Annotated in this window: 14 protein-coding genes; 11 read left to right on the forward strand and 3 right to left on the reverse strand. The window is 66.2% G+C overall.

Annotation, left to right across the window (positions count from 1 at the left end; all coding sequences use genetic code 11):
* Positions 1-45 precede the first annotated feature (45 nt).
* The 11 genes from BUA54_RS01375 (at position 46) to BUA54_RS01425 (ending at position 11,963) form a co-directional block, all read left to right on the forward strand.
* Positions 46-3,456, forward strand: a complete 3,411-nt coding sequence (locus tag BUA54_RS01375) for an indolepyruvate ferredoxin oxidoreductase family protein (RefSeq protein WP_072855410.1) — start codon at positions 46-48, stop codon at positions 3,454-3,456.
* Between the two features lie 230 nt (positions 3,457-3,686).
* Positions 3,687-4,499: a glutamate racemase gene (locus tag BUA54_RS01380; RefSeq protein ID WP_072855411.1), complete on the forward strand. Its 813-nt coding sequence runs from the start codon at positions 3,687-3,689 to the stop codon at positions 4,497-4,499.
* A gap of 63 nt (positions 4,500-4,562) precedes the next feature.
* A complete protein-coding gene (argC, locus tag BUA54_RS01385) occupies positions 4,563-5,591 on the forward strand; it encodes an N-acetyl-gamma-glutamyl-phosphate reductase (protein ID WP_072855412.1) in 1,029 nt (342 codons plus the stop codon).
* A gap of 13 nt (positions 5,592-5,604) precedes the next feature.
* Complete coding sequence (gene ccmE, locus BUA54_RS01390; RefSeq protein WP_072855413.1) at positions 5,605-6,063, forward strand: cytochrome c maturation protein CcmE; 459 nt, start codon at positions 5,605-5,607, stop codon at positions 6,061-6,063.
* 47 nt (positions 6,064-6,110) lie between these two features.
* Positions 6,111-6,722 carry a holin-associated N-acetylmuramidase gene (locus BUA54_RS01395; protein WP_072855414.1) on the forward strand — a complete coding sequence of 204 codons (612 nt, stop codon included), beginning with the start codon at positions 6,111-6,113 and terminating at the stop codon, positions 6,720-6,722.
* Positions 6,713-7,258 (forward strand): holin family protein, encoded by a 546-nt coding sequence (locus tag BUA54_RS01400; protein WP_072855415.1) that lies wholly within the window; start codon positions 6,713-6,715, stop codon positions 7,256-7,258. The genes BUA54_RS01395 and BUA54_RS01400 overlap by 10 nt, the downstream gene beginning before the upstream one ends.
* On the forward strand, positions 7,248-7,451 hold the full coding sequence (locus tag BUA54_RS01405; protein WP_072855416.1) for a hemolysin XhlA family protein: 204 nt from the start codon (positions 7,248-7,250) through the stop codon (positions 7,449-7,451). The genes BUA54_RS01400 and BUA54_RS01405 overlap by 11 nt, the downstream gene beginning before the upstream one ends.
* Positions 7,452-7,523: 72 nt before the next feature.
* Complete coding sequence (locus BUA54_RS01410) at positions 7,524-9,491, forward strand: heme lyase CcmF/NrfE family subunit (RefSeq protein ID WP_072855417.1); 1,968 nt, start codon at positions 7,524-7,526, stop codon at positions 9,489-9,491.
* A complete protein-coding gene (locus BUA54_RS01415) occupies positions 9,488-9,928 on the forward strand; it encodes a cytochrome c-type biogenesis protein (protein ID WP_072855418.1) in 441 nt (146 codons plus the stop codon). The genes BUA54_RS01410 and BUA54_RS01415 overlap by 4 nt, the downstream gene beginning before the upstream one ends.
* Positions 9,929-9,997: 69 nt before the next feature.
* A complete protein-coding gene (locus tag BUA54_RS01420; protein ID WP_072855419.1) occupies positions 9,998-10,771 on the forward strand; it encodes an enoyl-CoA hydratase-related protein in 774 nt (257 codons plus the stop codon).
* Positions 10,772-10,850: 79 nt separating this feature from the next.
* Positions 10,851-11,963, forward strand: a complete 1,113-nt coding sequence (locus BUA54_RS01425; RefSeq protein ID WP_072855420.1) for an alkene reductase — start codon at positions 10,851-10,853, stop codon at positions 11,961-11,963.
* A gap of 57 nt (positions 11,964-12,020) precedes the next feature.
* Here the strand turns inward: BUA54_RS01425 and BUA54_RS01430 are convergent, their stop codons facing one another.
* The 3 genes from BUA54_RS01430 to BUA54_RS01440 form a co-directional block, all read right to left on the reverse strand.
* The gene (locus tag BUA54_RS01430) at positions 12,021-12,548 is read right to left on the reverse strand and encodes a DUF2087 domain-containing protein (protein WP_245810537.1); all 528 of its coding nucleotides are present in this window, start codon (positions 12,546-12,548) and stop codon (positions 12,021-12,023) included.
* Between the two features lie 143 nt (positions 12,549-12,691).
* Positions 12,692-13,222, reverse strand: coding sequence for a GNAT family N-acetyltransferase (locus tag BUA54_RS01435; protein ID WP_143155322.1), 531 nt, complete (start codon positions 13,220-13,222; stop codon positions 12,692-12,694).
* The gene (locus BUA54_RS01440) at positions 13,194-14,489 is read right to left on the reverse strand and encodes a citrate synthase (protein WP_072855422.1); all 1,296 of its coding nucleotides are present in this window, start codon (positions 14,487-14,489) and stop codon (positions 13,194-13,196) included. The genes BUA54_RS01435 and BUA54_RS01440 overlap by 29 nt, the downstream gene beginning before the upstream one ends.
* Between the last annotated feature and the right edge of the window lie 81 nt (positions 14,490-14,570).

Here is a 14,570-nt window from a genome sequence, read left to right on the forward strand (position 1 = left end):
CTATGCTGAAATGATCACCGCAAGTTGCGCATGAGGAGGTGCACGATGGGCCGGGAAGAGATCTCGCTGAACGACCGTTTCGATCTGGAAAAGTCGCCGGTGCTGCTGAACGGCACGCAGGCGCTGGTCCGGCTGATGCTGATGCAGCGGGCGCGGGACGCACGCGCGGGGCTGAATACGGCGGGCTACGTCACCGGCTACCGCGGGTCACCGCTGGGTGCGGTCGACATGCAGATGGGCCGGGCTGGCAAGGTCCTGACCGCGGCGCAGGTCACATTCCAGCCGGGCCTGAACGAGGATCTGGCGGCGACGGCGCTCTGGGGCAGCCAGCAGGCCGAACTGCGGGGCGAGGGGAAATACGACGGCGTCTTCGGCCTCTGGTACGGCAAGGGCCCGGGCGTGGACCGCTCCGGCGACGTGATGCGGCACGCGAACATGGCCGGCACGTCCCCCCACGGCGGCGTCATCATGGCGATGGGCGACGACCATACGGGCGAAAGCTCCACCACCTTGCACCAGTCCGACTGGGCGATGGTCGATGCCTACATGCCGATCGTCAGCCCCGCCGGCGTGCAGGAGGTGCTGGATTACGGCCTCTACGCCTGGGCGCTGTCGCGGTATGCGGGGGTCTGGGTCGGTCTGAAGACGATGAAGGACACGATCGAGGTCACATCCGTCGTGGACGGCGATCCGCACCGGCTGTCCTTCGTGACGCCCGACCTCAAGCTGCCGGAAGAGGGCCTGAACATCCGCCTGGTCGACACGCCCGTGGCGCAAGAAGCGCGGATGATCGACCACAAGCGCTTCGCCGCCGAGGCATTTTCCCGCGCCAACAAGATGGACCAGCGCAAGTGGGGCAAGGCGGGCGCGCGGATCGGCTTCGTCGCCGCCGGCAAGAACTGGCTCGACCTCGTCCACGCCCTGTCGCTGCTGGGCATCGACGAAGGTGAGGCGGAGCGTCTGGGCATCACCACCTACAAGGTGGGGCAGGTCTGGCCGCTCGACATGGCGTCTTTCCACGAATGGGCCGAGGGGCTCGATCTCGTCGTGGTGGTCGAGGAAAAGCGCAAGCTGATCGAGGTGCAGGTGAAGGAGGCGCTGTTCGACGACACCCGCACCCGCGTCTACGGCTGGCACAAGGGCGACGAACACTCCGAAGGGCGGCGCGAGGAGGTGTTTCCGACCCGCTACGCGCTCGACCCCATCTGGATCGCGGAAAAGCTGGGCGGCATCCTGACCGAGGAAGGCTGCGGCTCTGACGGCGTGACCGCGGGCCTGGCGCAACTGGCCGAGGCGCGCCGCGCCGACAACGTGCCCGAACTGGCGGCGCGTCTGCCCTATTTCTGCTCCGGCTGCCCGCACAACACATCGACCAAGGTGCCCGACGGCAGCCGCGCCTATGCTGGGATCGGCTGCCACTACATGGTGCAGTGGATGGACCGCGACACCGTCGGCTTCACCCAGATGGGCGGCGAGGGCGCGAACTGGGTGGGCGAGGCACCGTTCAGCAAACGCGGCCACGTCTTTCAGAACCTCGGCGACGGCACCTACAACCACTCCGGCGTGCAGGCGATCCGCTTTGCCCTCATGGCCGGGACGAACATCACCTACAAGATCCTCTACAACGATGCCGTCGCCATGACCGGCGGCCAGCACAACGACGGCGACCTGCAGGCCGACCAGATCGTGCGAGAGCTGAAGGCGATGGGCGTCAAGGACGTCCGCGTCGTCTATGACGAGAAGGAGGACGTCGACCCCGCCCGCTTCCCCGCCGGCGTGCCCCTGTCCGAGCGGGCAGAACTGCCGCGCGTGCAGGAGGAACTGAGCAAGGTCGAGGGCGTGTCGGCGCTGGTCTACATCCAGACCTGTGCCGCCGAAAAACGCCGCCGCCGCAAGCACGGCCAGTTTCCGGACCCGGACAAGCGGGTCTTCATCAACACTGACGTCTGCGAAGGCTGCGGCGATTGCGGCGTGCAGTCGAACTGCGTCTCCATCGTCCCGGTGGAAACCGAATTGGGCCGCAAGCGGGCCATCGACCAGTCGTCCTGCAACAAGGACTTCAGCTGCCTCAAGGGGTTCTGCCCGTCCTTCGTGACGGTCGAAGGCGCCAAGCTGAAGAAGACGGCGACGGCAGAGGTCGATCTGCCCGACATGCCCGACCCCGTGCTGCCGCAGATCGAGGGCACCCACAACGTCGTCATCACCGGTGTCGGCGGCACCGGCGTCGTGACCATCGGCGCGGTGCTGGCGATGGCCGCGCACCTCGACGGCAAGGGCGCCGGCATGATGGAAATGGCGGGCCTCGCCCAGAAGGGCGGGGCGGTGCACATCCATTGCCGCATCGCCGAGCGGCCCGAGGACATCAGCGCGATCCGCGTCGCGACCGGAGAGGCCGACGCCCTGATCGGCGGCGACCTCGTGGTCAGCGCGGGCGCCAAGACCATCGGCCTGATGAAGACCGGCCGCACGAAGGGCGTCGTGAACGCCCACGAAATCATCACCGGCGATTTCACCAAGAACACGGAATTCCAGCTGCCCGTCGATCAGCTGAAGCTGTCGCTGGCCGCGCGGCTGCGCGACGACGTGCATCTTTTCGATGCGACGGACCTCGCCAAGGCCACGATGGGCGACAGCATCTTTTCCAACATGATGATCTTCGGCGCCGCGTGGCAGATGGGGGCGATCCCGGTGTCGGGCGAGGCGATCCGCCGGGCGATCACGCTGAACGGGGCGGCCGTGGACCGCAATCTGCGGGCCTTTGAGCTGGGGCGCTGGGCGGTCCTGCACCCGGAGGAGGCGGGCCGGGTCGGCCAGCCGAAGATCATGGCGCTACCGAAATCCCTCGATGAACGCATCGCCTATCGCGAGGGTCATCTGACCGCCTATCAGAACAAGCGACTTGCCAAGCGCTATCGCGCCATGGTCGATCGCTTCACCGACCCGGCGCTGAAGGAAGCTGTCGCCCTCGGCTATCACAAGCTGCTTGCCTACAAGGACGAATACGAGGTCGCGCGTCTGCTGAAGGACTCAGAGGCCAAGGCCCGCGAGGCCTTCGATGGCGACATCAAGGTCAGCTACCACCTCGCCCCGCCGATCCTGACCAAGGACGGCCCCGACGGTCGCCCGCAGAAGAAGACCTTCGGCGCCGGGATGGGGCGCGCCTTTCCTTGGCTCGCCCGGCTCAAGGTGCTGCGCGGCACGCCGCTCGACCCCTTCGGCTATACCGCCGAGCGCCGGATGGAACGCGCCCTCGTCGCGCAATACGAAAGCGACATGGACACGCTGGCCGGACCGGCCGCACGGGATTCCGACGCCGCCGTGGCGCTGGCCCGCCTGCCGCTGACCATTCGCGGTTTCGGCCCGGTCAAGGCCGCCAATGCCGCCAAGGCAGAGAAGGAGCGCGAGGTGCTCCTCGCCCGCCTGCGCGACGGGCCCGCGCGGATGGCGGCGGAATGACGCTTTTGCGCGCATTTACAATTCCTTAACCCCACCGTCCAATCTTACCCCGGATAAGGCGCGGGCAGGCGGCAGGCGCGTGCGCGACCGCCTGCGCCTGTCCTGAAGGCGGCACGCCGATCCGGCAAAGGACGCATGGATTTCCGCTGCGGCGGCACCTATGCTGCGGCCCAAGGCCCCGCGGCGCGAATGTGCGGGGTCATCAGTGAAGGCAAGGCAGAGGGTGCGCCATGGCGGTGGGAATTTTCGACAGCGGTCTGGGCGGCCTTACGGTGCTGGAGGCGATCCGCACCCGGCTGCCCGACCTGCCGCTGGTCTATCTGGGCGACAACGCCAATGCGCCCTACGGCGTGCGTGACGCGGACGACATCTATGACCTGACGACACAGGCCACGCAGCGGCTGTTCGACGCCGGTTGCGATCTGGTGATCCTCGCCTGCAACACCGCCAGCGCCGCGGCGTTGCGCCGGATGCAGGAAGGCTGGGTGCCCAGGGACAAGCGCGTCCTCGGCGTCTTCGTCCCGCTGATCGAGGCGTTGACCGAACGCCAGTGGGGCGACAACTCTCCCCCGCGCGAGGTTGCCGTCAAGCATGTGGCGCTCTTCGCCACCCCCGCCACGGTGCGCAGCCGTGCCTTCCAGCGCGAGCTCGCTTTTCGCGCCATCGGCGTGGATGTCGAGGCGCAGGCTTGCGGCGGTGTCGTCGACGCGATCGAGGATGGCGATTTCATCCTCGCCGAGGCGCTGGTGCGCAGCCACGTCGATGCGCTGAAACGCAAGATGCCCGACCCCGATGCCGCGATGCTGGGCTGCACCCATTACCCCCTGATGGCCGACGTGTTTCAGGATGCCTTGGGACCGGACGTGACCGTCTTCTCTCAGGCGCGGCTGGTGGCGGAAAGCCTTGCGGACTACCTGTCGCGACGACCCGCGCTGGTCGGCAGCGGCACCGAAAGCCAGTTCCTGACGACCGGCGACCCCAAGAAGGTCTCTGCCCGGGCAACGCAGTTCCTTGGGCACGGGATCACCTTCACGGCAGCCTGACCCGCACACGGTTGCCGTCATCCGCCCGTCACCATAAATTCACCCCAAAGGGGGATCCGACCTATGACCCACAACGTCGCCATTCTGGGCGCTTCCGGCTACACCGGCGCCGAACTCGTGCGCCTGATCGCCACCCATCCATCGATGAAGATCGTCGGCCTGTCCGGCAACTCCAAGGCCGGAATGGCCATGGCCGACGTCTTCCCTCACCTGCGCCACCTCGACCTTCCGGCGCTGACCACCATCGAGGACATGGATTTCGACGGTGTCGACCTCGTGTTCTGCGCCCTGCCGCACGCGACCTCTCAGGCCGTCATCAAGGAGCTGCCGCGTCATCTGAAGATCGTCGACCTGTCCGCCGATTTCCGTCTGCGCGACGGGGCGGACTACGAAAAGTGGTACGGCAAGCCCCATGCCGCGCTCGAGATGCAGAAGGAGGCGGTCTACGGTCTGACCGAGTTCTACCGCGAGGAGATTGCGGGCGCGCGTCTGGTCGCCGGCACCGGCTGCAACGCCGCGACCGGGCAATATGCCCTGCGTCCATTGATTGCCGCAGGTGTCATCGACCTCGACGACATCATCATCGACCTGCTGGCCGCCGTGTCGGGGGCCGGTCGGTCGCTGAAGGAGAACCTGCTGCACGCCGAACTGTCGGAAGGCGCCCACGCCTATTCCGCCGGCGGCACCCATCGCCACCTCGGCGAATTCGATCAGGAATTCTCCAAGGTCGCCGGCCGCCCCGTGCAGGTGCAGTTCACCCCCCATCTGATCCCCGCCAACCGCGGCATCCTCGCCACCGTCTACGTGAAAGGAGAGGCGGAGGAGGTGCATCGCACACTGGCCGAGGCATACGCCGACGAGCCCTTTCTGATCGTGCTGCCGATGGGCCAGCACCCCTCGATCAAGCACATCCGGGCCAGCAACTTCTGCCACATCGGCGTGGTCAAGGACCGGATCGCCGGCCGCTGCCAGATCATCGCGACCCTCGACAACCTGACCAAGGGTTCCAGCGGGCAGGCGTTGCAGAACGCCAACCTGATGCTGGGCCTGCCGGAAACGGAGGGGCTGATGCTGGCCCCCGTCTTTCCGTGACGGGGCACCGGCCGTGAAGGGCCTGCGCAAGAAGCGCCGCATTCAGGTGCTGGCGCTGTCCGGCGTCTGCATCGCCGCGGTCCTCGGCATCCTCGCCCTGCTGCCGTCCGAGTCTTTCCAATTCTTCCGTTCGCCCAGCGAAGTCGCTGCCGATCCGCCACGCGAGACGGAATTGTTCCGGATCGGCGGGCTGGTCGAGGACGGGTCCCTGACCCGCGGCGCGGGCACCGAGGTCACCTTCAAGGTAACGGACGGGGGGGCTTCGATTCCCGTGACATACACCGGCATCCTGCCGGATCTCTTTGCCGAGGGGCAAGGTATGGTGGGGCAGGGGCGTTACGTGAACGGGACATTCCAAGCTGTTGAAATACTTGCGAAACATGACGAGTCCTACATGCCGAAGGAGGTCGTCGACGCGCTGAAGGAACAGGGTGTCTATGTGGCACCGAACGCCGACGTCGCGACCAATTAACCAATCCATCCGACCCTTGCCGGCGACAGCACTGGCAGGGGAAGATGATGCAGAGCGTGCAACAGATCGCCGTCGACATCGTGCGGCGCGAGGGGGGCTTCGTCGATGACCCCAACGATCCGGGCGGGGCGACGAACCACGGGGCGACGATCCACACGATGCGCCGTCTCGGCCTTGATCTGACCGGCGACGGACGGATCGACACCGCCGACGTCCGCCGGTTGAGCGAGGCGCAGGCCGTCGCGATCTTCGTCCAGCATTACTTCGAGGCGCCGGGGATCGCGCGGCTTCCGGTCCCGCTGCAACCCAGCGTCTTCGACATGCATGTCAATGCGGGCATTCAAGCCGTCAAGATATTGCAGCGCCTTTTCAATGCCATGCGGGTCTTCGTTGACGTAGACGGTGTGATCGGGCCGAAGACCGCAGCGGCGGCAGGACATGCGATGGCGGCGGCCCCGGATCATCTGGGCGACGCCTACGGCATCGCGCGGCGCAACTACTATTACGCCTTGGCCGACAGTCGCCCGGCGTCTCGCCGCTATGCCCGGCGAAAGGACGGCGGCAAGGGCGGCTGGATCACGCGGGCAGAGGCGTTCATGGCGCCGCGCTATCGGCTGACGGAAGCGCAACATCGCGAACGGGTGGCACGATGGGGCTGATGGGCAGGGTGATGGGCTGGGCGCTGGGTCAGGGCGGCGGGCTGGTGCGGACGGTCGAGGCCTTCCGCGAAAATACCGAAAACGGGGCGGCGCGCGCATCCGACGAGAAGCGCGCGGCGCTGGAGCAGTTCGCGCGAGAGTTCGCGGGCCAGCGGGCGGGCCTGTTCGACAGGGTGATCGACGGGCTGAACCGCCTGCCGCGCCCAATGCTGGCGCTGGGCACGCTGGGGCTGTTCGTGTCCGCCATGACCAGCCCGGACTGGTTTTCCAGCCGCATGGTAGGCGTTGCGCTGATCCCGGAGCCCCTGTGGTGGCTGATGGGAGCGATCGTCAGCTTCTATTTCGGGTCACGCTATCAGGCGAAGGGGCAGGACTTTCAGCGCTCCGTCGCCGAAACCGTGCTGATGGGGCAGGCCTTGGCCGCTGACCGGGGGCGCACGGACCCGGCTGTCGCGCCCGCTTCGCCTGATGCACCGCAAGACTATGCCGACAACGCGGCGCTGGCAGACTGGTGGAGGCAGGCGGATGCAGACTGACTGGACCGCGACGGTCGAGAAGCGGCTGGTCGAGCTGGAGACCCACCACGCGGTGAATGCGGTGCATCGGATCAACGTGGCCGACCGGCTGCTGGCGATCGAGGATACGCTGAAATGGCTGGTCAGGCTGATCATCGGGGCACTGATCGTCGGCGGTGTGACCTATGCCATGCAGGGCGGGTTCCGGGTCTGACGCGGCGCGGCGCACGTCGATTTGTGCGCCGCCCCGTATCCCGCGCCCACGGGATGCGCTATATCCGGGGTCATGTTGATTGAACTCGCGCATTTCGCCCTGATTCTCGCCTTTGGCGTCGCCCTTGCCCAGACGATCGTGCCGCTGATCGGGGCGCACAGGGGGTGGCGCGGCTGGATGGCCTTTGCCGATCCGGCCGCCAACAGTCAGCTGATCCTTGTCGGCTTCAGCTTTGCGGTGTTGATGCACGCCTTCATCGTATCGGATTTCAGCGTGGCGCTGGTCTATGCCAACAGCCATACGGCCAAGCCGCTGCTTTACAAGATCAGCGGCGTCTGGGGCAATCATGAAGGGTCGATGCTGCTGTGGGTGCTGATCCTGGCGCTGTTCGGCGCCTGTGCCGCGTGGTTCGGCGGCAACCTGCCAGAGACGCTGAAGGCGCGGGTGCTGGCGGTACAGGCCAGCATTTCCGTTGCCTTCTATGCCTTCATTCTCTTTACTTCGAACCCGTTTTTGCGGCTGACAGAGGCTCCGCTGAACGGGCGCGACCTGAACCCGCTGCTGCAGGACCCGGGCCTCGCGTTCCATCCGCCGTTCCTCTACCTCGGTTACGTCGGCCTTTCGATGACCTTCAGCTTTGCCGTCGCCGCCCTGATCGAGGGGCGGGTCGATGCCGCATGGGGCCGCTGGGTGCGCCCCTGGACGCTGGCGGCGTGGATGTTCCTGACCGTGGGCATCGCACTGGGATCATGGTGGGCCTATTACGAGCTTGGCTGGGGCGGTTTCTGGTTCTGGGACCCGGTGGAGAACGCGAGCTTCATGCCCTGGCTGATCGCGGCGGCGCTGCTGCATTCCGCCATCGTCGTGGAAAAGCGAGAGACGCTGAAAAGCTGGACGATCCTGCTGGCGATCCTCGCCTTCGGCTTTTCGCTGCTGGGCACGTTCATCGTGCGGTCGGGCGTGCTGACCTCCGTCCATGCCTTCGCCAATGATCCGGAACGCGGCGTATTCATCCTGCTGATCCTCGGCATCTTTCTCGGCGGGTCACTGACGCTTTATGCCGCGCGCGCGGGCGTGATGCAGGCGCAGGGTGCCTTCGGCACGGTCAGCCGCGAAAGCGCGTTGGTGCTGAACAACATATTGCTGGCGGTCAGCGCCTTCGTCGTCTTCATCGGGACGATCTGGCCATTGGTGGCAGAGCTGGCCTTTGGCCGCACGCTGTCGGTCGGTCCGCCGTTCTTCGACGCGGCCTTCACGCCCTTCATGGTGCTGCTGGCCATCGTGCTGCCGCTGGGATCGCTGCTGGCGTGGAAGCGCGGCAGCCTGAGCCGCGCGCGGTTGCCGCTGGCGGGCCTGGCTGTGCTGTCGCTGGCGATGGCGGGGCTGTTCTATGCCATCTATGCCGGGCGGTCGCTGCTGGGACCGGCGGGTGTGCTGCTGGGCGTCTGGGTCGTCGGCGGTGCCGTGGTCGACCTGTGGCTGCGTGCCGGGCGCGGCGGCCTGTCGGACCGGCTGGGCCGGGTGATGCGCCTGCCGCGCGGCGACTGGGGCAAGACGGTGGCCCATGCGGGCATGGGGGTCACGATCTTCGGCGTGGCCGCGATGACCGCCTGGCAACAGGAGGATATCCGTGTGGCGCAGGTGGGCGAGGGGTTCGACGTCGGGGCCTACCACTTCACGCTGGATGATGTGGAGAAGGTGCAGGGGCCGAACTATTCCTCGACCATGGCGACGGTGACGGCGGCCCGCGGCAAGGGTGCGCCGATCACCATGGTGCCGGAAAAGCGGTTCTATCCGGTGGCGCAGATGGCGACGACCGAAGCCGCGATTAAGAACGGTGTGCTGCGCGATCTTTACGTCGTGATCGGCGATCCGCAGACCGACGGCGGCTATGCGATGCGGGTCTACATCAAGCCCTTTGCCAACTGGATCTGGGGCGGCGCGATCCTGATGGCGATCGGCGGGCTGATCTCGCTCACCGACCGGCGGCTGCGCTTTGCGGTCGGTGCCCGGCGTGCGTCCACGGTGCCCGCGGAATGAAGCGGCTGCTGCTGGTTCTGCTGCTGCTGGCGGCGCCCGTCTGGGCGGTCCAGCCGTCAGAGATGCTGGCCGACCCTGTGCTGGAGGCGCGGGCGCGCGAGATTTCCGAAGGGCTGCGCTGTCCCGTCTGCCAGAACGAGAGCATCGACGAATCGAATGCCCCGATCAGCCACGACCTGCGCGTGCTGCTGCGCGAGCGGCTGGTGGCCGGGGATACGGATCAGGAGGTGGTCGATTTCCTCGTGGCCCGGTTCGGAGAGTTCATCCTGCTGGAACCGGATACCCGCGGCGCGAACCTGATCCTTTGGGCCGCGGCGCCGGTGCTGCTGCTGCTGGCGCTGCTGGTGGGCTGGGTCACGATCCGGCGGCGGACCCCGGCGGAGGAACCGCTGACCGAGGCCGAGCGGGCCGAGGTGGACCGCATTCTGCGTTCGTGACGCGCGGTTTTCCTTTATCGCGGGCCTGACGTCGCTAGTCTGGCGCAAATCGCACAAAGGACCGCCCGCATGGACTACAGCGCCATCACCGTCGACAGCCGCGACGACATCGTCACGATCACCCTGAACCGTCCCGACAAGATGAATGCCCTTGGCCGGCAGATGCGGGCAGAGCTGACGCAGGCCTTCACGGCGGCGCCGCAGATGGGGCGCGTCGCGGTGCTGACCGGAGCGGGGCGGGCGTTCTGTTCGGGGCAGGAACTGTCGGGCGACGTGACCGCCAGCCTCGACCTCGAAGGGGTGCTGCGCGATGAATACGTGCCGATGCTGCGGGCGATCATCGATTGCCCGATCCCGACCATCGCCGCGGTCAACGGGCCCGCGGCGGGGGCGGGGGCGAACCTTGCGCTGGCGGCGGATGTGGTGATCGCCTCGTCGGATGCCTATTTCGTGCAGGCTTTCGCCCGGATCGGCCTGATCCCCGATGCGGCGGGGACGTGGTTCCTGCCGCGGCAGATTGGGCTGGCGCGGGCCATGGGGGCGTCGTTGTTCGCCGACAACATCCCGGCGCAACAGGCGGTGGACTGGGGCATGATCTACGAAATGGCGGAAGCCGCCGATTTCGAAGATCACTGGCGCAAGCGGGCGCTGCAATTGGCCAAGGGGCCGACGGCGACCTATGGGCATATCAAGACCGCGCTGCGCACATCCTACGACAACACGCTGGACGATCAGCTGGCGCTGGAGGCCGAATTGCAGGGCAAATGCGGCCGAACGGCGGACTTCGTCGAAGGGGTCACGGCCTTTGTCGAAAAGCGCCCCGCGCGGTTCACGGGGCGGTGACGGGACACTGACAGCCAAGCGGAACAAGGGCCACGCGGGGACGTTCAATCAGTGAATGAACCACGACAGGAGACCTGCCATGTCCGCCGAAACTGCCGCACAGGACGACCCGCTGTTCCACCCCACCGATCTGGGGGCGATCAAGATCAGGAATCGCGTCCTGATGGCGCCGCTGACGCGCAACCGCGCCGAACACGACGGCGTGCCGGGCGAGCTTGCGACGACCTACTACCGCCAGCGCGCCGGCGCGGGCGCCATCATCACGGAGGCGACGCAGATCTCGCCCATGGGCAAGGGATACCTCGACACGCCGGGCATCCACACGGAGCAGCAGGCGCACCAGTGGAAGAAGATCACCGATGCCGTCCACGCCGAGGGCGGCAAGATCATCATCCAGCTGTGGCACGTCGGGCGGATCAGCCACGTGTCCCTGCTGCCCGAGGGCCGCAGCCCCGTGTCCTCTACCGACAAGCGGGCCGACCAGCAGACCTTTACCGCCAACGGGTTCGAGGATTGCTCGAAGCCCGAGGCGCTGACGATCGAGGGCATCAAGGCCACGGTCGAGGATTTCCGCGAAGGTGCGCGTCTGGCGAAGATGGCCGGCTTTGACGGGATCGAGGTTCATGCGGCGAACGGCTATCTGATCGACCAGTTCCTGCAGGACGGCGTGAACGACCGCACCGATGAATACGGCGGCAGCATCGAGAACCGGATGAAGTTCCTCGAAGAGGTCCTGAACGCCGTGGCCGATCACTGGCTGCCGTCGGAAACCGGTGTGCGCCTGTCGCCGCTGGGGCAGGCCAACGACATGTCCGACAGCGATCCCGAAGCGCATTTCGCCAAGGTCTACGAAATGCTGTCAGGCTATCAGCTGGCTTATCTGCACGTGGTCGAAAGCTTTCCGGGCAATGACGATTCCGGCGGGCGTGACTTGCTGGTGCGTCTGCGCAAGCACTATGACGGGTTCTACATCGCGAATGGTGGCTACGACGCCAAGATGGCACGCGAGGCGATCGAAAGCGGCCATGCGGAGGCCGTGACCTTCGGGCGTCCGTTCATCGCCAACCCCGACCTGCCGAAACGCATGAAGCTGAGCGCCGAGATGAACGAGCCAGATCCCGACACCTTCTACGGCGGCGGGAAGGAAGGCTACATCGACTATCCGACGCTGGAAGAGGTGCAGGCGGCCTGAGGCAGCCAGACCTGTCCCGCCATGACGCCCCGCCGGACCGGCGGGGCGTTTCGCGTTTCAGGGCCGCGTCACGGCACGGGCAGACAGGGCCCGGATGACGGCACGTTCCTCTGCATCGGGGCTGCGCCCGACGCGGCGGTAGGTCGCGCCGTCGGCTGTGCGCGTCGCCAGACCGTTTTCGATCAGGCAGCGGCGCAGCAGGACGTGGTCGCCGAAAACCTCGTTGTCACGCAGGATCGCGTTGACCTGCTTTTCGGTCAGGTCGGTGCGGGTTGGCAGGCGGGTCCAGAACCACGCGACGCACAGCCGCTGCACGCTGGTCTTCAGCGGCCAGCGCGTCATGCGCGCCTGTTCGTCGAAGACGGCCAGTGCCGCCTTGACCCGGTTCAGCGCCTGCTTGTCGAGATCCGGCAGGGGGGCGGTGCGCGCCCGCAGGTGCTGGTGATTGCGATAGCCCGCCGCCTGCGCGATCAACGCAAGCGCGGCGCTTTGGGTCACGGGCGGGGTGGGCCAGTGGCCGCGCAGGTGGGTGGCAAATTGCGACAGGTCGTCAATGACCAGCGGGATCGGGGAATGGGACATCATGTCCTCCAGTTCAGGACGCCAGATGGTCGAGAGTCGCCCTTGTCGACCGCAGCGTCGGGACTGGCGGTCAGAGGTCTTGATGGCAGGTTCAGCGTGACCCGAAGGCCGGCGACGTCTGGGCCTTCTGCCGCCCGTGGCGCGATCTAAGCGGGCGCGGCGGGTCTTGGCAAGGCATAATAGGCGCTGTCGGACCAGACGCCGCCGATGAAATAGGTGCGCGCGGCACGGTGGGTTTCGTGAAAGCCCAGCTTGCGCAGCGTCGCGGCAGACCCGGCGTTGCGCGGGTCGATATCGGCGATCAGCCGGTCGAAGTCGTGGTTGGCAAAGAGGTAGGGGATGATCGCCTGCATCGCCTCTGTCATGAGGCCCTGTTGCCAGTGATCGGGATGCAGGATGAAGCCCACCTCTCCCTCGTCGTAGAGCCCGGCGCAGCCGATGGCGCGGCCGTCGCGGTCGATCACGAAATAGCCCAGCGGCTGGTGGGTCATCATCCGGTCGAGCCGGTCCTGCGTCACGCTGCGGTCCGCGTGGGGCAGGGTGGACCAGTATTGCATCGCCCGCGGGTCAGAGAAGACGGCGAAGAGGTCGTTCAGATCGGTTTGTCGCGCACGCCGCAGGGTCAGCCGCGGCGTGCGCAAAACGGGATCAGCGCTTTTCGATGTCGACGTAGTCACGCGTGGTTTCGCCCATGTAAAGCTGGCGCGGGCGACCGATCTTCAACTGCGGATCGGCCAGCTGTTCCTGCCACTGGCTGACCCAGCCGATGGTGCGCGACACGGCGAAGATCGCGGTGAAGAGCGAGGTGGGGAAGCCCATCGCCTCCAGAATAATGCCCGAGTAGAAGTCGACGTTCGGGAACAGCTTCTTCTCGGCGAAGTAGGGATCGGCGAGGGCCTGTTTTTCAAGCTCCTTGGCGACCTGCAGCGTCGGATTGTTCTCGACCCCCAGCAGGTCCAGCACCTCGTCCGCTGATTCCTTCATCACCGTCGCGCGCGGATCGAAGTTCTTGTAGACGCGGTGTCCGAAGCCCATCAGGCGGAAGGGATCGTCCTTGTCCTTGGCGCGGGCGATGAATTCGGGGATGCGGTCGACGGTCCCGATCTCGCGCAGCATTTCAAGGCAGGCCTGGTTGGCGCCGCCATGGGCGGGCCCCCAGAGGCAGGCGATGCCGGCCGCGATGCAGGCGAATGGGTTGGCGCCCGACGACGACGCCAGACGCACGGTCGAGGTCGAGGCGTTCTGCTCGTGGTCGGCATGCAGGGTAAAGATCCGGTCCATCGCGCGGGCAAGGATCGGATCGACGTGATAGGGTTCCGCCGGCACGCTGAAGCACATGTGCAGGAAGTTCGACGCGTAATCCAGATCGTTGCGCGGATACACGAAGGGCTGTCCTACGTGGTACTTGTAGGCCATCGCGGCGATCGTCGGCATCTTGGCGATCAGGCGGAAGGCCGCGATTTCGCGCTGCTTGGGATCGTGGATGTCGGTGCTGTCGTGGTAGAAGGCGGACATGGCGCCGACGACGCCGACCATGATCGACATCGGGTGCGCGTCGCGGCGGAAGCCGCGGAAGAAGTTCATCATCTGCTCGTGCAGCATGGTGTGATGGGTCACGAGGAACTCGAACTCTTCCAGCTGTTCCGCGTTCGGCAGTTCGCCGTTCAGCAGCAGGTAGCAGACCTCGAGATAGTGGGAATGCGCGGCCAGCTGGTCGATGGGATAACCGCGGTGCAGCAATTCGCCCTTGTCGCCGTCGATGAAGGTGATCGTGCTGTCCGTCGACGCGGTCGAGGTGAAGCCGGGATCGTAGGTGAACACGCCGGCCTGGGCATAGAGCTTGCGGATGTCGACGACATCGGGACCGGCGGTGGGCGTGAAGATCGGCAATTCATAGGATTGCCCGTCGATGGTCAGCGTCGCGGATTTCGTGGATTCGGCCATAACAGTCCCTTAATGTCTGCACCTGCCGTTCTGGCACCGTGCGTGTCGTGTGTTCCCCGCGGTTCGTGACGCAAAAGCGTA

This window comes from Loktanella atrilutea (assembly GCF_900128995.1).
Taxonomy (GTDB): domain Bacteria; phylum Pseudomonadota; class Alphaproteobacteria; order Rhodobacterales; family Rhodobacteraceae; genus Loktanella; species Loktanella atrilutea.